Annotated in this window: 22 protein-coding genes and 1 pseudogene; 7 read left to right on the plus strand and 16 right to left on the minus strand. The window is 71.7% G+C overall.

The window, feature by feature from the left end:
- Positions 1-213: 213 nt before the first annotated feature.
- Positions 214-1,299 (minus strand): anti-sigma factor family protein, encoded by a 1,086-nt coding sequence (locus M878_RS63720; protein ID WP_078630280.1) that lies wholly within the window; start codon positions 1,297-1,299, stop codon positions 214-216.
- On the minus strand, positions 1,296-2,006 hold the full coding sequence (gene sigE / locus M878_RS63725; RefSeq protein WP_023546960.1) for an RNA polymerase sigma factor SigE: 711 nt from the start codon (positions 2,004-2,006) through the stop codon (positions 1,296-1,298). The genes M878_RS63720 and sigE overlap by 4 nt, the downstream gene beginning before the upstream one ends.
- Before the next feature lie 234 nt (positions 2,007-2,240).
- Between sigE and M878_RS63730 the strand changes: the two genes are divergently transcribed.
- Positions 2,241-2,939 (plus strand): O-methyltransferase, encoded by a 699-nt coding sequence (locus tag M878_RS63730; protein WP_078630281.1) that lies wholly within the window; start codon positions 2,241-2,243, stop codon positions 2,937-2,939.
- Between the two features lie 87 nt (positions 2,940-3,026).
- On the opposite strand, the gene M878_RS94225 is transcribed toward M878_RS63730, so the two are convergent.
- Positions 3,027-3,194 (minus strand): DUF3117 domain-containing protein, encoded by a 168-nt coding sequence (locus M878_RS94225; protein ID WP_006603288.1) that lies wholly within the window; start codon positions 3,192-3,194, stop codon positions 3,027-3,029.
- A 371-nt stretch (positions 3,195-3,565) separates the two neighbouring features.
- Between M878_RS94225 and chcB the strand changes: the two genes are divergently transcribed.
- On the plus strand, positions 3,566-4,369 hold the full coding sequence (gene chcB / locus M878_RS63735; RefSeq protein ID WP_023546962.1) for a 2-cyclohexenylcarbonyl CoA isomerase: 804 nt from the start codon (positions 3,566-3,568) through the stop codon (positions 4,367-4,369).
- Between the two features lie 360 nt (positions 4,370-4,729).
- Here chcB and M878_RS63740 read toward each other — a convergent pair whose 3' ends face one another.
- The gene (locus M878_RS63740) at positions 4,730-5,320 is read right to left on the minus strand and encodes a DNA-3-methyladenine glycosylase I (RefSeq protein ID WP_023546963.1); all 591 of its coding nucleotides are present in this window, start codon (positions 5,318-5,320) and stop codon (positions 4,730-4,732) included.
- Positions 5,317-5,682 carry a DivIVA domain-containing protein gene (locus M878_RS63745; protein ID WP_023546964.1) on the minus strand — a complete coding sequence of 122 codons (366 nt, stop codon included), beginning with the start codon at positions 5,680-5,682 and terminating at the stop codon, positions 5,317-5,319. Before M878_RS63745 ends, M878_RS63740 begins: the two co-directional genes overlap by 4 nt.
- 160 nt (positions 5,683-5,842) lie before the next feature.
- On the opposite strand from M878_RS63745, the gene folP reads away from it, so the two are divergent.
- Positions 5,843-6,703, plus strand: coding sequence for a dihydropteroate synthase (gene folP / locus M878_RS63750; protein WP_023546965.1), 861 nt, complete (start codon positions 5,843-5,845; stop codon positions 6,701-6,703).
- Positions 6,704-6,736: 33 nt separating this feature from the next.
- On the opposite strand, the gene M878_RS63755 is transcribed toward folP, so the two are convergent.
- The 4 genes from M878_RS63755 to dapE all read right to left on the minus strand — a co-directional run bounded on the left by M878_RS63755 (position 6,737) and on the right by dapE (position 9,238).
- Entirely contained in the window at positions 6,737-6,988 is a 252-nt protein-coding gene (locus M878_RS63755) for a type II toxin-antitoxin system RelE family toxin (protein ID WP_023546966.1), read from the minus strand.
- Entirely contained in the window at positions 6,985-7,251 is a 267-nt protein-coding gene (locus tag M878_RS63760) for a type II toxin-antitoxin system Phd/YefM family antitoxin (protein ID WP_031224919.1), read from the minus strand. The genes M878_RS63755 and M878_RS63760 overlap by 4 nt, the downstream gene beginning before the upstream one ends.
- A gap of 44 nt (positions 7,252-7,295) precedes the next feature.
- A complete protein-coding gene (locus M878_RS63765; protein ID WP_023546968.1) occupies positions 7,296-8,054 on the minus strand; it encodes an LOG family protein in 759 nt (252 codons plus the stop codon).
- Positions 8,055-8,158: 104 nt separating this feature from the next.
- On the minus strand, positions 8,159-9,238 hold the full coding sequence (gene dapE / locus M878_RS63770; RefSeq protein ID WP_023546969.1) for a succinyl-diaminopimelate desuccinylase: 1,080 nt from the start codon (positions 9,236-9,238) through the stop codon (positions 8,159-8,161).
- Between the two features lie 97 nt (positions 9,239-9,335).
- Here dapE and M878_RS63775 point away from each other — a divergent pair, with 97 nt between their 5' ends.
- On the plus strand, positions 9,336-10,325 hold the full coding sequence (locus M878_RS63775; protein WP_209445523.1) for a VldE C-terminal domain-containing protein: 990 nt from the start codon (positions 9,336-9,338) through the stop codon (positions 10,323-10,325).
- A 287-nt stretch (positions 10,326-10,612) separates the two neighbouring features.
- Positions 10,613-11,026 carry a hypothetical protein gene (locus M878_RS63780; protein ID WP_023546971.1) on the plus strand — a complete coding sequence of 138 codons (414 nt, stop codon included), beginning with the start codon at positions 10,613-10,615 and terminating at the stop codon, positions 11,024-11,026.
- Between the two features lie 95 nt (positions 11,027-11,121).
- Here M878_RS63780 and M878_RS63785 read toward each other — a convergent pair whose 3' ends face one another.
- The gene (locus M878_RS63785) at positions 11,122-12,213 is read right to left on the minus strand and encodes a bifunctional succinyldiaminopimelate transaminase/glutamate-prephenate aminotransferase (protein ID WP_023546972.1); all 1,092 of its coding nucleotides are present in this window, start codon (positions 12,211-12,213) and stop codon (positions 11,122-11,124) included.
- Between the two features lie 125 nt (positions 12,214-12,338).
- Positions 12,339-12,659 carry a ferredoxin gene (gene fdxA, locus M878_RS63790; RefSeq protein ID WP_023546973.1) on the minus strand — a complete coding sequence of 107 codons (321 nt, stop codon included), beginning with the start codon at positions 12,657-12,659 and terminating at the stop codon, positions 12,339-12,341.
- Positions 12,660-12,799: 140 nt separating this feature from the next.
- On the opposite strand from fdxA, the gene M878_RS63795 reads away from it, so the two are divergent.
- Both M878_RS63795 and M878_RS63800 read left to right on the plus strand, forming a co-directional pair.
- Positions 12,800-13,816, plus strand: coding sequence for a GNAT family N-acetyltransferase (locus M878_RS63795; RefSeq protein ID WP_031224921.1), 1,017 nt, complete (start codon positions 12,800-12,802; stop codon positions 13,814-13,816).
- A gap of 28 nt (positions 13,817-13,844) precedes the next feature.
- Entirely contained in the window at positions 13,845-14,711 is an 867-nt protein-coding gene (locus M878_RS63800; RefSeq protein ID WP_023546975.1) for a transglutaminase family protein, read from the plus strand.
- Between the two features lie 79 nt (positions 14,712-14,790).
- On the opposite strand, the gene M878_RS63805 is transcribed toward M878_RS63800, so the two are convergent.
- From M878_RS63805 to M878_RS63825, 5 genes and pseudogenes are all read right to left on the minus strand, one after another.
- Positions 14,791-15,405: a response regulator transcription factor gene (locus M878_RS63805; RefSeq protein WP_023546976.1), complete on the minus strand. Its 615-nt coding sequence runs from the start codon at positions 15,403-15,405 to the stop codon at positions 14,791-14,793.
- Entirely contained in the window at positions 15,402-16,595 is a 1,194-nt protein-coding gene (locus M878_RS63810) for a sensor histidine kinase (RefSeq protein WP_037730620.1), read from the minus strand. The genes M878_RS63805 and M878_RS63810 overlap by 4 nt, the downstream gene beginning before the upstream one ends.
- 5 nt (positions 16,596-16,600) lie before the next feature.
- A complete protein-coding gene (locus tag M878_RS63815) occupies positions 16,601-17,341 on the minus strand; it encodes an ABC transporter permease (RefSeq protein ID WP_023546978.1) in 741 nt (246 codons plus the stop codon).
- Positions 17,338-18,267, minus strand: a complete 930-nt coding sequence (locus tag M878_RS63820) for an ABC transporter ATP-binding protein (protein ID WP_031224922.1) — start codon at positions 18,265-18,267, stop codon at positions 17,338-17,340. The genes M878_RS63815 and M878_RS63820 overlap by 4 nt, the downstream gene beginning before the upstream one ends.
- Positions 18,268-18,421: 154 nt before the next feature.
- Positions 18,422-19,731 (minus strand): annotated as a pseudogene (locus M878_RS63825) (hypothetical protein); the annotation flags it as partial.

The raw sequence follows: 19,731 nt of genomic DNA on the forward strand, positions 1-19,731 counted from the left end.
CGGTGTCGGTGTTATCCCCGCCGCTCCCTCCGGTCCCTCCGGCCCTTCCCCCGGTGGGACACGGTTGCCCTCGCTCATGCTCTCCCCACAGCTGGCCGCGGTCGCGCGGTTCTGCGGCGGCCACGGAACGTCGACTACTCCCCCCGGGTCACCGCCGAGGGAACGGCCCTCACAGGATTCAACCAGGTTCGCGGGCCGTGGCGAAGTGGCCGGTCAGGGCGTCTGGTGGGGTGCGGAGGCAGACGGCGAGGGAGTGGGGGTGGTGGGGCCGGGGACATGGGCGGTCAGCAGGCCGGAGCCGGTCACTCCGGGGACTGTGGAGGTCACTCCAGGGACCGTGGACCAGGCGTTGAGGGGGTAGACCACGGTGTCGTCGAGCGGGCGTATCAGCGGGGAGACGGCGGCCGCGCCGGCCATGACCGGTGCGGTGAGGCCACGCATGGCATTGCGCTGAGCCTGATTCTGATTCGTGCCGGGGGACGGCAGTCCCGGTACCAGCGGTGCGGACATCGACGTCGGGACGGCCGGTGTCTGTCCGAACTGGGTGCCGCCCTGGACGAGAAGCGGCCCCAGGGCGCGACGACGCTGGCTGTCGGGTGTGGCGGCGGTGCCCGCGCCCGTGCCGGCCGAGCGCGCCGGGATGGCATTGCTGCCGGTGCCGCTGCCGCCGCGGGCGTCCGCGGTGGTGTCACCGGGGATGGCGGTCGTCATGCTGCCGAGGGCGACCGCGGCCAGGGACACGGCTCCGGCGGCGGCCACGGCGAACCGCAGCCCGCGCGAGGCGGAGCGGCCGTCGTCCGGCCGCCCGACGGGATGGATGCGGAAGCCGCGCTCCTCTGCGGCGGGTGCGGGGCGCTCCGGGTCGGCCTGGCCGTGCGGGCCGGCAGGGACGTATCCGAACGCGAAGCGGTCGCCGCGCCTCACTCCGAAGACGCCGAAGACACCGAGGACGCCGGAGGCACCGGCGGCCGTTGCCGTCTCGTCGTCGGAGCTGTGTCCGAAGGGTCCGCCCCCGGGCGGTGCCATACCCCCGCCGTCCGGGTCGCCTCCTCCGGGCAGACCCTGGAGACGGGCCAGCAGACTTGCCGAGGGCGGCGGTGGGGCCGTCTCCGCGAACACGTTCTTCAGTCGGCGCTGGGCGTCCGCCTCCGCCTTGCACCGGGCACAGGTGGCCAGGTGCGCGAGGACCCGCTCACGCGACTCATGACCGAGCTCTCCGTCCACCAGGGCCGAGAGTCGGTCTCCCAGGTGCTGCTCTGCGAGGTGCGCCTCCGCAGGTTTCGGCCGTGATCCACTCACGCGGTCGCGCCCCCTCCCCCCAGAGCGGGGACACGGGTCAGGAAGGAGCGCCGCTCGGCCGCGCGCGCCTCCGGGGACCGGTGCGCGAGGGCCTTGCGGAGCTGGGAGCGGCCACGGTGGATACGGGAGCGGACCGTGCCGAGCTTCACGCCGAGGGTCGCGGCGATCTCCTCGTACGACAGGCCCTCGATGTCGCACAGGACGACGGCGGCGCGGAACTCGGGCGCGAGGGTGTCCAGGGCCTGCTGGACGTCGGCGTCGAAGTGCGCGTCGTTGAAGAGCTGCTGCGGGGTGGGCTCGCGGCTGGCCAGGCGCTCGGCCGCGTCCTCACCGAGGGCGTCGAAGCGGATGCGCTGCTTGCGCCGGACCATGTCCAGGAAGAGGTTCGTGGTGATGCGGTGCAGCCAGCCCTCGAAGGTGCCCGGCGAGTACGTCGACAGGGAACGGAAGACCCGGACGAAGACCTCCTGGGTGAGGTCCTCGGCGTCGTGCTGGTTTCCGGTCAGGCGGTAGGCGAGGCGGTAGACCCGGGCACTGTGGGTGCTGACGATCTCCTCCCACGTGGGCGGAGTCCACGCCTGCCCGTCCGCGTCGGTGGAGAAGGTCGCGGTCTGGGCCTCGCCTGCGGCGAGACCGGCGTGGTGGTCAGCAGCGGTGTCGGTCACGGATTTCGGCCTGCCCGCCGACCCGAGGAAGCGCCGCAGCACTCCGCCCCGATCCCCGGGCGCAGCCGCACCTCCCCTGTCGGCTCTGGTGGTGTCCAGTGGAGCCCCTACCATAGCCACCTCGCCCGTTAGCTCCGGATAAGCGGTTTTACGAGAATTTGATACACGCTGATACGGCTCATGCGGCTGCGTCAGCAGTTGCTCGGCGTCCTGATCCACCTCTTACCCCCCGTCGCGCATCCGGGCACCGTCTCATCCCTTTAAACGTCCGGTCCCATCTGCGGGTTCCCGACGGCAACGGATACAGTCACGCCCAGGCATTCACGGGGACAGGAGAGGGTCATTACCGGCAACCGGCAGACGAGCTGGTCCTTCGCCGACGCCTTTGTCGCCGAGGACGAAGCGCTGCGCTGGGCCCGTGACCGGGCTCGCGAGGCAGGGCTGCGCTCGGTGTCGCCCGGCACGGGCGCCGCGCTGCGACTGCTCGCCGCCTCCGTGGACGCGAAGGCGGTCGCGGAGATCGGCACCGGCTGCGGGGTGTCCGGAATTCAACTGCTGCACGGCATGCGCCCGGACGGGGTGCTCACCACGGTCGACCCGGAGCCGGAGCACCAGCAGTTCGCCCGGCAGGCCTTCCGCGCCTGCGGTTTCGCCAGCAACCGGGCCCGCTTCATCCCGGGCCGCGCCCTGGACGTCCTGCCCCGACTCGCGGACGCCGGCTACGACCTCGTCTTCTGCGACGGGGACCGGATGGAGTACCTGGACTATCTCGCTGAATCGTTGCGCCTGCTGCGGCCGGGCGGCCTGGTGGTCTTCGAGGGCGTCTTCGCGAACGGCCGTACCGTCGGCTCGGGGCCGCAGCCCACGGAGGTGCTGCGGCTGCGGGAACTGCTGCGCGCGGTGCGCGAGAGCCAGGAGCTGGTCCCGTCACTGCTGCCGGTGGGCGACGGCCTGCTGTGCGCCGTCAAGCGCTGACCGGACTGCCGCGAGGGGCTGAGGACACGTCAGCCCCGGCACCGCGTACGATGCCGGGGCTGACGCAAGGACAAGATCGCTGACGCCTCAGACGGTGACCTTGTCGAGGGCCTCGCCGAGCGCCTTGGCCTCGTCAGGGGTCAGCTCGACGACGAGTCGACCGCCGCCTTCGAGCGGAACGCGCATGACGATGCCCCGCCCCTCCTTGGTCACCTCGAGCGGGCCATCACCCGTCCGCGGCTTCATGGCCGCCATGCTCGTTCCCCTTCCTGAAACCAGCTCATCGTCTGCCGAGAGCCCTCGGAGGGCATCCGCGGTTCCGGAACGGACACGCGACACCGGCATCGAACACATTGCTTCCCAGCCATTATCCCGCATCGCAGGACCCGATGACCAACATCAGTCGGCATCGCTTGGGCAACGCGCGCGAGCAAAACCACCCAATTCGGGGATGTGGCTGCGATACTGCGCCACCGCACGGACATCCGCCGGCCGGCACCGCTCCGTTTTTCTTTGACGCAGGTCACACGTCGGGTCCGGCCCTGGGGCGGCGATCTCCGCCATGCTGTCCTTCGTACAGGGACGTACTGAGCGGTACGTCATCCCGACCCCGGAGGGGATGCGCCATGGCCGACACCGTGCTCTACGAGGTGAGCGACGGACTCGCGACGATCACGCTGAACCGCCCCGAAGCGATGAACGCGCTGAACATCGCGACCAAGGCCGCCCTCCGCGAGGCGGCGGAATCCGCGGCCGGGGACACCGCCGTACGGGCGATCCTGCTGACCGCGGCCGGGGACCGGGCGTTCTGCGTGGGCCAGGACCTCAAGGAGCACATCGGGCTCCTCGCGGCGGACCGTGAGACCGGGTCCGGGCAGACCATGTCCACGGTCAAGGAGCACTACAACCCGATCGTGAGGGCGCTGGCCGGAGCGCCGAAGCCGGTGCTCGCGGCGGTGAACGGCGTCGCGGCCGGGGCCGGCTTCGGCTTCGCGCTCGCCGCGGACTACCGGCTGGTCGCCGACACGGCCGCCTTCAACACCTCCTTCGCGGGCGTGGCGCTGACCGCCGACTCCGGCATCTCCTGGACGCTGCCCCGGGTGATCGGCCCGAGCCGCGCGGCCGACCTGCTGCTCTTCCCGCGCAGCATCAGCGCCCAGGACGCACTGGAGCTGGGCATCGCCAACCGGGTCGTACCCGCCGCCGAGCTGCGCGCCGAGGCCGAGAAGACGGCGCGAGCCCTGGCCGCGGGGCCGACGGTGGCGTACGCGGCGATCAAGGAGGCGGTGGCCTACGGGCTCACGCACTCCCTCGCCGAGACCCTGGAGAAGGAGGACGAGCTGCAGGCCCGGGCCGGCCAGTCCGAGGACCACGCGATCGCGGTGCAGGCGTTCGTGAACAAGGAGAGGCCGAAGTACCTGGGGCGCTGAGGCCGTGGGCCGGTTATCGGCCGGTGGGCGCGATGCGCAGGGTCTCCGCGCGCACCGGCCGGTAGCCGACAGCCCCGTGGCCGGGGCCCGGCCCAGGCCCCGGGGCCGTACGTCCGCGTCGGCCTCGACCGCTCACGACCCCGCCCTCCTCGCGCAGACGCGCACCTCGTCGCGGCGTCCCCGGGCGCCGCGCACGCGCGGTCCGGGTCCGCCAACTCCGGTGGATCCAGCGGGGGTTCATCGCCGCCGCCGGCTCGTCGCAGCCGAGGGACGCGAGCATGCTGTGCACCGACTGGGGTCTTCATCCGTGAACACCCACGGAGGGTGCGGTGAACGCGATCACCCCAGGAGCCATGGCGGTCAGGAACCGGCGGTTCTCGCCACGCACGCCTCCAGGTGGTCGTTGACCAGGCCGCACGCCTGCATCAGCGCGTACGCGGTCGTCGGGCCGACGAATCTGAGGCCCCGTTTCTTCAGGGTCTTGGACAGGGCCGTGGACTGCGGGGTCACGGCCGGGATGTCGGCGAGGGTCTTCGGGACCGGACGGGCGGCGGGGTCGGGTGCGTGGGACCAGATCAGCTCGTCCAGCTCGCCCTCGGCCCAGTCGGCGAGCACGCGCGCGTTGGCGAGCGTGGCGTCGATCTTGGCGCGGTTGCGGATGATGCCCGGGTCCGCCAGCAGGCGCTCGCGGTCCTCGTCGGTGAACGCGGCGATCTTCTCGATGCGGAAGCCGGCGAAGGCCGACCGGAAACCCGGGCGGCGACGCAGGATCGTGATCCAGGACAGGCCGGACTGGAAGGCCTCCAGGCTGATGCGCTCGAAGAGGGCGTCGTCGCCGTGGACCGGGCGGCCCCACTCCTCGTCGTGGTAGGACACATAGTCCTCGGCCGACAGGGCCCAGGGGCAGCGCAGGGCGCCGTCGGGCCCGGCGACGGGGGCTCCCTCGCTCATCGCCGGCCCTCGGGGTGATCGGGGTGATCGGGCTTCGCCATGTGGACGTGTGCCGCCGCGGCTCTGGCTCCGGCCAGCGCCGACTCCAGGTCCGCGATCCGGGCGTCCCGCTCGGCCAGTTCGGCGCCGAGCCGGCCGAGGGCGTCGTCGACGTCCGCCATGCGGTAGCCGCGCGGGGCGACCGGGAAGCGCAGGCTCTCCACGTCCTCCCGGTTCACCGGGCGGTCCGGGGGCAGCGGGTCCTGCAGCCGCTCCGGCGCCACCTCGGGCAGCGGGGCGCTGCCGCCGCCGCCCACCACGGCGAGGGTCACCGCGGCGACCACGACGGCCAGCGCGACGACCAGGAACAAGAACATCACCATCGCCAGGGGTCCCCACGCTCTCTGCCGGACGCACTACCGGACGTCGAAATGCATCCGCTGAATCTCTTGACTCTTTCAGGGTCCGATCGTGCCATGCCGGTCTGACACTAACGGTCTCAGGCGCCCGTATCGCGGGATGTGCAGGGAGGGGTCACAGCGGATGCTCAGGCTGCGCGGACGGGAATTCGGACCCCAGGAGCCGGTGATCATGGCGATCGTGAACCGGACTCCGGACTCCTTCTACGACCAGGGCGCCACGTTCCTCGACCAGCCGGCCCTTGCGCGGGTGGAGCAGGCGGTGGCCGAGGGCGCCGCGATCATCGACATCGGCGGGGTGAAGGCAGGGCCGGGCGACGAGGTCACGGCCGAGGAGGAGGCGCGGCGGACGGTCGGCTTCGTGGCGGAGGTACGGCAGCGCTTCCCGGACGTGATCATCAGCGTGGACACCTGGCGGGCCGAGGTCGGCGCGGCGGTGTGCGAGGCGGGGGCGGATCTGCTGAACGACGCGTGGGGCGGCGTCGACCCGGGACTCGCGGAGGTCGCGGCGCGGTACGGGGCGGGGCTGGTGTGCACGCACGCGGGGGGTGCGCGGCCGCGGACGCGTCCGCACCGGGTGACGTACGACGACGTCATGGCCGACATTCTCGATGTGACCCTGGGGCTGGCCGAGCGGGCGGTGTCGCTCGGGGTGCCGCGGCACTCGGTGCTGATCGATCCCGGGCACGACTTCGGGAAGAGCACGCGGCACAGTCTGGAGGCGACGCGGCGGCTGGGCGAGATGGTCGCCACGGGGTGGCCGGTGCTGGTGTCGCTGTCCAACAAGGACTTCGTGGGCGAGACCTTGGACCGGCCGGTGAAGGAACGTTTGATCGGTACGTTGGCGGCGACCGCGGTGTCGGCGTGGCTCGGGGCGCGGGTGTACCGCGTGCACGAGGTCACCGAGACGAAGCAGGTCCTGGACATGGTGGCGTCGATCGCCGGCCACTGTCCGCCGGCGGTCGGGCGTCGGGGGCTGGCATAGGCGTTTCCCGCCTTCGCCGGCCCCCGCTCCTGGTCAGTCGAGAGTGCGCCCGATGTGTTCGATATGAAGGGTCCGGGCCTCCGAGTCAACGCGATACAGGATGCGCCAAGGGCCGCGGTGGAGACGACGGTGGCGGGTACCCCAGGCCCGGGAGCCTTCGGGCCTGGGGTCCTCGGCGAGTCGGTCGGTCGCCTGCAGGAGAGTGTCCACTCCGTGGGGGTCGTCCTTGAGGAAACCGGTGGCTTCGTCGAGCGCCATCGGCTCCCACTGGACCTCCCAGGTCACTCCGCGCTCCTCCCCGCGGCTTCGAGGAGTATCCGCCGCGCCTCGCCATGGGGTACGGGGGTCTCGGTACGCCCGAGAGCGCGGTCACGCTCAAGGCGGGCCAGCGCCAGAGCATCCTCAAGGTCCTCGAGTTCCGCCGGAGAGACGAGAACAGCGGTCGGGATACCCCGGTCGGTCAGGGTGATGTGCTCGTGCTGGGCAGCCCGGCGGGCGAGCTCGCCGAGCCTGCCCCTCGCCTCGGCGATGGGATACGTAGCAGACATGAATCTAGTGTACACCTAGGTGACACTTCACCTCGGCCAGGCACCTAGCGGGCCGCCTCCTTGGAGACCAGGGCCACCGCCTCGTCGACGTCGTCTGTCACGTGGAAGAGGAGGAGGTCCTTTTCGGCGGCCTTGCCCTGGGCGACCAGCGTGTTCTTGAGCCAGTCCACCAAGCCGCCCCAGTACTCGCTGCCGAAGAGGACGATCGGGAAGCGGGTGACCTTCTGGGTCTGGACCAGGGTCAGCGCCTCGAAGAACTCGTCGAGCGTGCCGAGGCCGCCGGGCAGGACCACGAACCCCTGCGCGTACTTCACGAACATCATCTTGCGGACGAAGAAGTAGCGGAAGTTGAGGCCGATGTCGACGTAGGGGTTCAGGCCCTGCTCGAAGGGCAGTTCGATGCCGAGGCCGACCGAGATGCCGCCCGCCTCGCACGCGCCCTTGTTGGCCGCCTCCATCGCCCCGGGCCCGCCGCCGGTGATCACCGCCCAGCCCGCCTCGACCAGCCCGCGGCCGAGCCGCACGCCCGCGTCGTACTCCGGTGAGTCCACCGGCGTCCGTGCCGAGCCGAACACGCTGATGGCAGGCGGGAGTTCGGCGAGCGTGCCGAATCCCTCGATGAACTCCGACTGGATACGGAGCACGCGCCAGGGGTCGGTGTGGACCCAGTCCGTGGGGCCGCCCGCGTCCAGCAGCCGCTGGTCGGTCGTACTCGCCGTCACCTGTCCCCGCCGTCGCAGGACCGGTCCGAGCCGCTGCTCGTCCGGCGGCACCTTCTTCCCCTCGGGGTTACCGGTAGCCATGTGCGCTCCCTCCGATTGCGGGTGGTTCCACCTCAGCGTAGATCCACGCGGGTTACGGAGGGGGGACATGCGCATGTCCCCCATGCGTGCGCCATGCGGGATCCTTACGCCGTCAGCCAGTCTCGCAGCCGCTCCTCGCCCGCCAGGATCTTCGCCGTCTCCACCCGCTCGTCGCGCTTGTGGGCCAGGTGCGGGTTGCCGGGGCCGTAGTTGACCGCGGGTACGCCGAGCGCGGAGAAGCGGGAGACGTCCGTCCAGCCGTACTTGGGCTTCGGAGTGCCGCCCACCGCCTCGATGAAGGCCACCGCGGCCGGGTGCGAGAGACCGGGCAGCGCACCGGGGCTGTGGTCGTCGACCACGAACTCCGTCACCCCGCAGTCCGCGAACACCTCGCGGACATGCGCGATCGCCTCCTCCTCGGTGCGATCGGGGGCGTAGCGGAAGTTGACCGTCACCACGCACTCGTCGGGGATGACGTTGCCGGCCACTCCCCCGCCGATGCGCACCGCGTTCAGGCCCTCGCGGTACTCCAGGCCGTCGATCAGCGGCCAGCGCGGCTCGTAGGACGCCAGGCGGGCCAGGATGGGGGCCGCCGCGTGGATGGCGTTGGAGCCCATCCAGCCGCGCGCCGAGTGGGCCCGCTCGCCCTTCGTCTTCAGCAGCACCCGCAGCGTGCCCTGGCAGCCGCCCTCGACCTCGCCGTCGGAGGGCTCCAGCAGGACCGCGAAATCGCCGCGCAGCCACTCGGGATGGGCCTCGGCGACATGCTTGAGGCCGTTGAGCTCGGCGGCGACCTCCTCGTTGTCGTAGAAGACGAAGGTCAGGTCGCGGTTGGGGGCGGGGACGGTGGCCGCGACGCGCAGCTGCACCGCGACGCCCGCCTTCATGTCGCAGGTGCCGCAGCCCCACAGCACGCCGTCCTCGTCCAGGCGCGAGGGCACGTTGTCCGCGATCGGGACCGTGTCGATGTGGCCGGCCAGGATCACGCGCTCGGCGCGGCCCAGGTTCGTGCGGGCGATCACGTTGTTGCCGTAGCGGTCGACCGTCAGGTGCGGCAGGGCGCGCAGGGCGGTCTCGATCGCGTCCGCGAGCGGCTTCTCGGTGCCGCTCTCGGAGGGGAAGTCCACGAGCTGCGCGGTGAGCGCGGCGGCATCGAGCGTGAGGTCAAGCGAGGTGTCGGCCATGGCGTCGACCCTAGCGCGCCCTCTGCCGGAGCCGTGGGTAAGCGCTGTCCCCGTGACCCCTCGTGAGGGCCCGGCGGCCCTCCAGTACCTTGGACGCGTGTCAGAGCCCCCCACCCGTCCCAAGCGTCGCGGCCGCCTCTTTCGTTTCAGTGCGGCCCTGTTGGTCCTGTGCGGTGTCGCCGCATACCTCGTGGTGCAGTACGTCACTGGAGGCGGCGGAGCGCGCGGCTGCAAGGTGGTCGCGTCCTCGGGCGACGGAACGTCGTACGAGTTCACGCCGGAGCAGGCGGGGAACGCGGCGACGATCGCGGCCGTGGGCACCGGGCGCGGGATGCCCGAGCGGGCGGTGACGATCGCGCTGGCGACCGCCCTGCAGGAGTCGGGCCTGCGCAACATCGAGCACGGTGACCGGGATTCGCTGGGCCTGTTCCAGCAGCGGCCCTCGCAGGGCTGGGGCACCGAGCAGCAGATCATGGACCCGGCGTACGCGGCCGGCATCTTCTACGCGCACCTCGCCAAGGTGCCCGACTACGCCGATCTGCCGCTGACCGAGGCGGCCCAGGAGGTCCAGCGCAGCGGCTACCCGGAGGCGTACGCCAAACACGAGCCGGACGCCACGCTGCTGGCGGCGGCGCTGACCGGCCGCGCGGCGGCCACGCTGACCTGCGACGGGCGCCAGGACCCCACGGACTCGGCGACGGGTCCGGACGCGGTACGGGCCGCACTGGTACGGGACTTCGGGCGGGACGCGCTGCAGGAGACCGGTGCGGAGGTGGGCGGTACGCCCGTGCCGTCGCCGTCCCCCTCGCCGAGCGTGACCGCGACCGCGCAGGGGCGGACCGTGACCGTGCCGGTGCCGCAGGGCACGAAGGTCGATGCGATCGGGCGCGGCGAACGGGAGCGCGGCTGGCAGCTGGCGCAGTGGGCCGTGGCCAACTCCTCGGCGCTGCACATCCAGCGGGTGTCGTACGCGGGCCGGGAGTGGGCGGCCGGGAGCGGCGGCGGCCAGTGGAAGCCGACTGCGTCGGGCGGGGCCGCCGATGCGGAGAGTTCCGCGGGGGCCGTCCGGATCGTGACCGGACAGTAGTACGGGATCCCACTCCCCCGGGTGATGTGGCGCCGGCTGGGCGCACGGTCCGGGCGGGATACGCGCTGTCTCCCGAATCCCTTGGAAAACAAGGGCCGTAAGGATTCTGCGGGATTTCCGGGAGACGCTCTTTGCCCGTTTTTATCCCCACCTGATAATGCGATGCGTTATCCATTCTTTACCTGGGGCGTCCGCAACCTTCGCGGGCTTCGAGCGGTAGTCACGGCGTCCGAGCCCGGAGCCGGGACCGGACACAGACACCGTTCTCTCCCGTCGAATGGAGCATCATGTCCCTCCCTCTGACCCGCCGGATCGCCCGTGCCGCGCTGCTCGTCGCAGCGGGAACGGCAGCCGGGGTCGGTGCGGCCGGCTCCGCCGGTGCGGCCACGAACCTGCCGGTGGCGACCCCGAACACGGCTGGCCTGACCGCCCCGGACACGGCGAACGTCGGCAGCACCGTCGGCGAGGCCGCGCAGAACGCCGGCTCGGTCGCGACCGCCACCGGCGGTAAGGCGGTCGGGCAGACCCTGCCGGGCGTGACCAAGGCCGGCGGCAACACCCTGAAGAAGACGACGCCGGTGGCGGAGAACGCCGCGGGGCAGGCGGCCGGGACGGCGGGCAGCGTCATCGGGGACGCCGCGAAGACCGGTGCGCCCCAGCTGCCGTCACTGCCGGGCGGGACGCTGTCGCAGCTCGGCTGAGCGGCCGGCTCTGACCGCCGACGGGGTCCAGGGAGTTCCCTGGGCCCCGTTGCCGTTTGTTCCTCCGTCGGCAGCCGTGGCCGCAGCCATGGCCGTTACAGGCGGGATACCGCTGCCTGGACGCGTTCGTCCGTCGCCGTCAGGGCCACGCGTACGAACTGTTCGCCCGCCTCGCCGTAGAAGTCGCCCGGGGCGACGAGGATGCCGAGGCCGGCGAGGTGGGCGACCGTGGTCCAGCAGGACTCGTCGCGGGTGGCCCAGAGGTAGAGGCTCGCCTCGCTGTGCTCGATGCGGAAGCCGTGGCCGAGCAGGGCCGCCCGCAGGGCCTCGCGGCGGGCGGCGTAGCGCTCGCGCTGGACGCGGACGTGCTCGTCGTCGCCCAGGGCCGCCACGACGGCCGCCTGCGTGGGCGCCGAGGTCATCATGCCGCCGTGCTTGCGGATCTCCAGCAGCGGGCCGAGGACGGCCGGGTCACCGGCGATGAAGGCCGCGCGGTAGCCCGCCAGGTTGGAGCGCTTGGAGAGGGAGTGGACGGCGACGATGCCGTCGTAGGAGCCGCCGTTGACGTCCGGGTGCAGGACCGAGACCGGGTCGGCCTCCCAGCCCAGTTCCAGATAGCACTCGTCGGAGAAGAGCAGGACGCCGTGGGCGCGGGCCCAGGCGACGATGTCCGTCAGCTCCCGCTTCGACAGCACCTTGCCGGTGGGGTTGGACGGGGAGTTCAGCCAGAGGAGCTTCAGGCCGGCCGGGTCGAGGTCGCGCGGGTCGTCGTAGACCTCGTAGTCGGCGCGGGCCAGGCGGGCGCCGACCTCGTACGTGGGGTAGGCGAGGCGCGGGTAGGCGACCTTGTCGCCGGGGCCGAGGCCCAGCTGGGTCGGCAGCCAGGCCACCAGTTCCTTGGAGCCGACGACCGGCAGGACATGGCGGTGGGTGATCTCCCGGGCGCCCAGGCGGCGCTCCAGCCAGCCGGTGATCGCGTCGCGCAGCGCCGGGGTGCCCCAGACGGTCGGGTAGCCCGGGGAGTCGGCCGCGTCGATCAGGGCCTTCTGGACCAGCTCGGGCACGGGGTCGACCGGGGTGCCCACGGACAGGTCGACGATCCCGTCGGGGTGCGCGGCGGCCGTCTTCTTGTACGGCTCCAGCTTGTCCCAGGGGAAGGTGGGGAGCCGGTCGGAGACTGCGGACACGGGAATCAGGCTCACTTTCGTACGGTGCGGCAAACGCCTCGGTCCCGTGCGGCGGTGATCGGGGTGATCGGGCCGTACGGGACCGAGGCGGCGCGTTCGCGGGCGGCCGCTTGGCGCTTAGACGGTCACTCGCCCTGCGGCGGGAGCGCGGCGACGAAGGGGTGGTCGCGCTCGATCAGCCCCAGCTTGCTGGCACCGCCGGGAGAGCCGAGTTCGTCGAAGAACTCGACGTTGGCCTTGTAGTAGTCCTTCCACTCCTCCGGGACGTCGTCCTCGTAGAAGATCGCCTCGACCGGGCAGACCGGCTCACAGGCACCACAGTCGACGCATTCGTCCGGGTGGATGTACAAGGACCGGGAGCCCTCGTAAATGCAGTCGACCGGGCACTCCTCGATGCACGCCTTGTCCTTGACGTCGACACAAGGCTGCGCGATGACGTAGGTCACGCTGTCGTTCCTCCTCGATAGGGCGCTGGCGGGCCTCCTCAGGCTCCGCCGCCTGGCGCGCGGGAGCGCGGCGTCGTCGATGCCCGCCCCTAGTATCTCCGTTCCGGGGCATGATCCGTACAGGAGGGGTGAACTGACCAGTGGAAATATCGGCGGCAGGACGACTGGAAGTCCGGATCACCCCGGCTGACGTGGGAAAACGAGTCTCCGTGCGGTGCTTGAGCGAACCTGGAACAGGGCAGGAGAAGTTCACCGACACGGTGGGTGTTCTCACATCATGGGATGATGCCGTGCTCATGATCACACGACGAGACGGGCGAAGTGTCCGTATCGCCGAGTCTGCCCTGGTCGCGGGCAAGGTCGTACCGGCCGCTCCCGTTCGCCGCCGGGGGCCTGCCGCCTCGTACGACGAACTCGCGCGGGTCGCCTCGCGGGGCTGGCGACCGCTGGAGACCGAGCAGCTGGGGGAATGGGAATTGCGGGCTGCCGGCGGCTTCACCCGGCGGGCCAACAGTGTGCTTCCGCTCGGCGACCCCGGGCTCCCCCTCGACGCGGCCCTTGCGGCCGTACGACGCTGGTACGGCGAGCGTGGCCTGCCCGCCTACGTCCAGACGGCCACCGGAGCCGAGGGCACACAGGAGCTGCTGTGCGCGGAGCTGGAGCGGCGCGGCTGGGTGCGGGAGGTGACCGCCGAGGTGTGGACCGGTGCCCTGGCGCCGGTCGCGGACCGGGCCGAGGGCGCGGGTGTGGTGCTGTCCCGGCGGGCGGACGAGGCGTGGCTCGCCCGGTACCAGCGCAAGGGAGTGAGCGAGGTGGCCCTGCGAGTGCTCGGCGGCGGCCCGTCGGTGTGGTTCGCGACCGTGCCGGGGGCGGAGGGTGAGCCTCCGGCGGCGATCGGGCGGTGTGTCGTGGACGGCCGGTGGGCCGGGTTCGCGGCCGTCGAGGTGGATCCCGGGCTGCGCCGGCAGGGCCTCGCCACGGAGGTGCTGGCCGCGCTGGCCCGCCGGGCGCTGGACGAGGGTGCGTCGGCGGCCTGGCTGCAGGTCGAGACGGACAACGAGGGCGCCCGCGGCCTGTACGCCCGCCTGGGCTTCGCCCCGCACCACAGCTACCACCACTACCGGGAGCCGGACGATTCGGGCGCGGCCGGGTCGTAGAACCGTCGTGGAAGGGCATGAGCCTCGCATGCGTCACCCGTATCTGCCGCCGCCGTATCCGCCCCCGCCGAAGCGGTCGGCCGAGCTGTGCCGGAGGTTCGCCGAGGAGGCCCGGTCGGAGCGGCCGGATCTGTCGGCGCTGTGCCTGCTGATCGGCGCCGTGGCGGACGGCTCGCTGGACGAGGCCGGGATCGATGCCGCGCAGCTGGAGCTGGACCGGCTCGCGGGCGAGCTGCCGTACCGGCCGGGCGGGCCGCCCGCGTGGGCGGAGGCCGTACGACGGCTGCTCGGGGCGCGCTACGACTTCCACGGCACACCCGGTGACTATCAGCGGCTGGAGTCCTCCCTGCTGCACGAGGTGCTGCGGCGGCGGCGCGGGCTGCCGATCCTGCTGTCGGTGGTGTGGCTGGAGGTCGCACGACGGGCGGGCGCGCCGGTGTACGGGGTCGCGCTGCCGGGGCACTTCGTGGTGGGGTTCGGCGCGGCCGGGGAACAGGTGCTGGCCGATCCGTTCGCCGGGGGGCGGGTGCTGACCGGGACCGATACGGAGATGTTCGTGGTGGGGGCCACGGGGGCGCCGCTGGACGCCTCGATGCTGGAGCCCGCGGCGCCGCTGGAGGTCGTCCAGCGGATCCTGAACAACATCCGCGCGTGGGCCGCCGCCCGCCCCGAGCGCTCGGATGTCGCCCTGCGGGCCGTGGAGCTGGCGCTGCTGATCCCCGCACATCCGGCCCGGCTCCGGTACGAGCGCGGGCAACTGCTCGTGCAGCGGGGCGAGTTCATGTCGGGTGCGGAGGAACTGGACGCCTATGCGGACTTGATCGAGGTTGTCGACGAATCGGCCGCACGGAAGGTACGGGAACAGGCCCGTACCGCGCGGGCCATGCTCAACTGACCTCCCAGCAAGCCGCGCGACCTCTCAGAGCCATCCCTTACCCCTCGGCAACTACCCCTCGGCAAAGCCCCTCGCCCGCTCAGAGCCACCCCTTCTCCCGCGCGATCCGCACCGCCTCCGCCCGGTTCCGTACCGCGAGCTTCTGGATCGCTGTGGAGAGGTAGTTGCGGACCGTGCCCTGGGAGAGGTGGAGGGCCTTGGCCAGCTCGGCGTTGGTGGAGCCGTCGGCCGCCGCGCGGAGCACCTCGCGTTCACGCTCCGTGAGGGGATTCGCGCCCTCGGCGAGCGCGGCGGCGGCGAGCGTGGGGTCGATGACCCGCTCACCGGACAGCACCTTGCGGATCGCCTCGGCGAGCTGGGCGGCCGGGGCGTCCTTGACGAGGAAGGCGTCGGCGCCGGCCTCCATCGCGCTGCGCAGATAGCCGGGGCGGCCGAAGGTGGTCAGGACGACCAGTTTGACCTGCGGAAACTCCCGGTGGACCTGGCCAGCCGCCTCGATGCCGGTGCAGCCGGGCATCTCGATGTCGAGCAGCGCCACGTCCACGCCGTGCGCGTCGACGGCCGCCAGTACCTGGTCCCCGCGCGCGACCTGGGCGACGACCTCGATGTCGTCCTCCAGGCCGAGCAGCGCGGCCAGGGCCTCGCGGACCATCGACTGGTCCTCGGCGAGAAGGACCTTGATCGTGCTCGTCATGCCCCGGATCCTACGTCCCCGGACAGGGGCGCCGGGACGCGGGCGACCAGCCGGAACCCGTGCTTGATCCGGCCCGCCTCCAGGGTGCCGCCGGCCTTCTCCAGCCGCTCCGTGAGGCCGGTCAGGCCGTTGCCGGGGCCGTTGCCGCTGCCGCCGGATCCGTTGTCCTCGACGGAGAGTTCGAGCATCGGGCCGTCCAGGGTCTGCCGGTGCGTGAGCTGGACGAGGCACTTGTCGGCGCCGCTGTGCCGGACCACGTTGGTGACGGCTTCGCGCAGCGCCCAGGCGAGCGCGGACTCGGCCTCCTCGGGGACGCCGGTGAGGTCGGGCTCGGCGGGCACCTCGGCGGTGACACCGGCGGCGGTCAGGGCGACCTGGGTGCCGGCGAGTTCGGCGTTCAGGCGCGGGCGGCGGTAGCCGGTGACGGCCTCCCGGACGTCGACCAGGGCCTGCCGGCTGACCTGCTCGATGTCGGCGATCTGCTGGGCCGCCTTGTCGGGGTGGTCGGGCAGCATCCGGCCGGCCAGCTCGCTCTTCAGCGTGATCAGCGAGAGCGAGTGCCCCAGCAGGTCGTGCAGGTCACGGGCGAGCCGCAGCCGCTCCTCGTTGGCCGCGAGATGGGCCACGGTGGCCCGGGCCCTGCGCAACTCGACGGTCGTACGGACGAGTTGGCCGACGCCGACCATCGCGAACCCGATGAGCACGACGAGCAGCAGTGAGTCGTCCCACCTCGACAGGCCGACGTGCAGTCCGACGAGGAACATCACCACGGCCGTCGCCGGGATCGCCCAGCACGCGGCCCGGACCGGCAGGGTCGCCCCGCAGGCCACCGAGAGATAGACGAACAGCCCGATCCAGGCGCCGCCGAGGCTGTAGGCCAGTACGGGGGCGAGGACGCCGAGGACCGACAGCAGCGAGATGACGATCCGCGGCGTGAAGGGGCGGCCCATGTTCCGGAAGACCAGGGTCAGATAGGCCACGACGAAGGCGGTGAGGCCGAGCGCGCCGGCCACGGTGGCGCCCAGGGTGTGACGGCCCGAGGCCAGGTCCTGGATCGGCGAGCTGAGGAAGATCAGCCAGACGCCGATCCACAGCATCTTGACCATGACCTCGCGCCGGTTGGCCGGGCCCTGGCCGATCCGCACCTGCAGCTCCGGCCGTGTCTCACAGGCCTGCGGGTCTTCCGTCATCGCGCTCACGCCTTCAGCGTGTCCTTCCGGTACAGCCAGGCCGCGCCGCCCGCGAACAGCACGAAGTAGACGGCGAGGATGGCGACGTCCGTGGCGCTCGGGGCCTGGCTCTGTTCGATCGCCCGTCCCAGAGCAGCGTACGCGTGTGTGGGCAGCCACTTCGCGATGTCCTGCAGGATCTTCGGGAAGGTGGTGGACGGCATCCACAGGCCGCCGAGGATCGACAGACCGAAGTAGACGATCATCGTGATCGGGCGGACCGCGTCACCGGAGGCGACATAACCGATGGCGACGCCGAGCGCGGCGAAGACGAGGCTGCCGGCCCAGATGACCCCGGTGAGGGCGAGCCACTGCCAGGCGTCCAGGTGGACGTGCTTGATCACCGCGGCGACGAGGAACACCACGATGATCGACGGCAGGCTCACCACGGCGGCACTGGCGGTCTTGGCGAGGACATAGCCGCGCCCGGGCAGCGGGGTCAGCCGCAGCTGCCGTACCCAGCCGTTCTCGCGCTCCTTGGCGATGCGCTCGCTGTTGCCCATGAGGACGGCGGTCAGGGCGCCGAAGGAGGCCATGGAGACCATCAGGTAGGTGGCGACGGTCAGGCCGGTGCCGTCGACCTTCTGGTCCGAGCCGGAGCTGCTGGAGAAGATCAGGTAGATGAACGAGGGGTAGAGCACCGAGAAGAACAGGAACTTCTTGTTGCGCAGGACACGGGCCAGTTCGAGCTTGATCAGGGCGTTCATGACTGCTTGGCCTCCTCGGCCTCCGTGATGGCGACGAAGGCCTGCTCCAGACCGAGACCGGCGACTTCGAGGTTGCGGGGGTAGACGCCGAGGCCGTACAGGGCGTGGACGGTGGCGTCGGCGTCGGACGACTGGATGCGGACGGTCTGGCCCGAGACGTCTATGGAGGTCAGGAACGGCAGGCCGCGCAGGGCGGCCTCGTCGATGGCGCCCTCCAGGTCGAAGGAGACCCTGCGGGCACCCGCCTTGGCCTTGATCTCGGCGGCGGTGCCGTCGGCGAGGAGCCGGCCCCGGTGCAGCACCAGGACCCGGTCGGCGATGGCGTCGGCCTCTTCGAGGTAGTGGGTGGCGAACAGGACCGTACGGCCCTGGTCGGCCTGCTCGCGCATGGTGGCCCAGAAGGACTGGCGGGCGGAGACGTCCATGCCGGTGGTCGGCTCGTCCAGGATGATCAGGTCGCTGTCGCCGGCGGTGGCGAGGGCGAAGCGGACGCGCTGGGCCTGGCCGCCGGAGAGCTTGTTGACCTTGCGGTCGGCGATCTGCGCGATGCCCGCGCGGGCCATGACGTCGGCGGGCTTGTACGGCTTCGGGTGCAGCGAGCAGGCCAGCTTCACCAGCTCGGCGACGGTGACCTCGTCCATCAGGCCGCCGCTCTGCAGCATGGCGCCGACCCGCCCGGCGACGATCGCCTCGCGCGGGGTGCCGCCGAAGAGGCTCACCGTGCCGTTGTCGGGGTGCTTGAGGCCGAGGAGCAGGTCGAGGGTGGTGGACTTGCCGGCCCCGTTCGGGCCGAGGAGGGCGACGGTCTCGCCGGGATACAGCCGGAGCGAGATCCCGTCGACGGCCCGCACGCTGCCGTAGGTCTTGGTCACCTGGTCGAAGCCGACCACCGGGGTGGTGGTGGCCGGTGCCGCAGTCGTTGTCATGCTGACCATGGTCGCGGCGAGAGCGGGGTGCCGGGCAGTGTCGGGGGTCCATAGTGCCGGATGACAGATGTCATGCGGATCGGGTGACAGGCAGGGCGAAGGGGCGCCCGCCGACCGGCGGACGCCCCCCCTTTTTTTCTCTTCTACGGCCCGGCTAACTCGGGTTCGTGGAGATGACCGCGACCCGGTTGGTCTTGCTGATCAGGGCCTGGCGGAGGGCGAGGTAGACCTCCTGCGGGGTGACCGGCGTCTTCTTGCCGTTGCCTCGGGTGATCAGTACGCCGTCGAAGGTCCCGCCGTAGAGCTGCTTCAGGGCGTTCAGGTCAGGCTTGTCGACCAGCTTGCCGTCCGCGGTGGGCACCACCTTGAGGAACTTCCAGAGCGATTTCTCGGGGCTCATCACCACCACGTGCCCCGCGCCCGCCGACACCGTCACCTTGCCCGACATCGCCGGCTCCGCGAACTTCTTCATCTCCTCGTCGACCGCCGCGTTCGACACCGTCGGCTGCCTGGTGGCCGTCGGGACGGTGACCGGGGTCACCGCGCCCGTCTCCACCAGCTGGCGGTAGGCCTGTTCGACCGCGTCGGTGGACTGGCCCGCGTCGATCGCCTTGCCCGCCTTGCCGTAGACGGCGACGGCCTGGCCGGGCTTGAAGTCGATGCCGCCCTCGACGACCGAGCCGGAGCCGGTACCGCCGCCCGCCTGCTGCAGGGCCGCCTGGAGCTTCTCCTCGTCCACCGGCATGTCGGGCTCGATCACGCGCTTCTGCCCGAAGAGGGAGCCGATGACGTGGACCGGGTTGTAGTCGCTGGTCGCGGCCTTGCTCACGGTGGCCTGGAAGTCGAACTGCAGGCCGGCGTTCTCCGGGGTGAGGGTGACCGTCCGGCCGCCGACGGAGAGCTTCAGCGGCGTGTTCACCCGGCTGCCGAAGGCGTCGTCGAGTTTCTTGACGGCGTCGTCACGGGTGCCGCCGCCGATGTCCACGCCGAGGACCGTGGTGCCCTTGGGCACGTCGGTGTGGTTCATCAGCAGTCCGGCGCCGTAGGCACCGCCCGCGACGACGACCACGCCGGCGCCCAGCAGCACCAGCTTGCTGCGGCCCTTCTTCTTCGGCTTGGCCTGCGCCTTGGGCGCGGCGGACGGCTTCGGCCCGGACGGGGTCTGCGTGCCCGGGCCGTCGGAGGAGCCGCTGCCGAACGGGGAGGCGCCGGCGCCGGGGACGACCGGGATACCGCTGGTGACGGTGTGTCCGGAGACGTTGTCGGGGCGGAAGCCGGGCGTGCCCGGTTCGGGTGCGGGCTTCTGCGGGGTGAGGATCGCGGTGTCGTCACTGAGCCCGCCGCCGGGGCCGAGACCGGTGGGACTGCCGCCGGGACCGGCACCCGGAGCGCCGGGACCGCCCAGACCGGGCAGGCCGGTGAAGGGGTCGGCGGACGACGGGACGAGGGGGCCGTCGCCGGTGA

Origin of the sequence: Streptomyces roseochromogenus subsp. oscitans DS 12.976 (assembly GCF_000497445.1) — a bacterium.
GTDB lineage: Bacteria > Actinomycetota > Actinomycetes > Streptomycetales > Streptomycetaceae > Streptomyces > Streptomyces oscitans.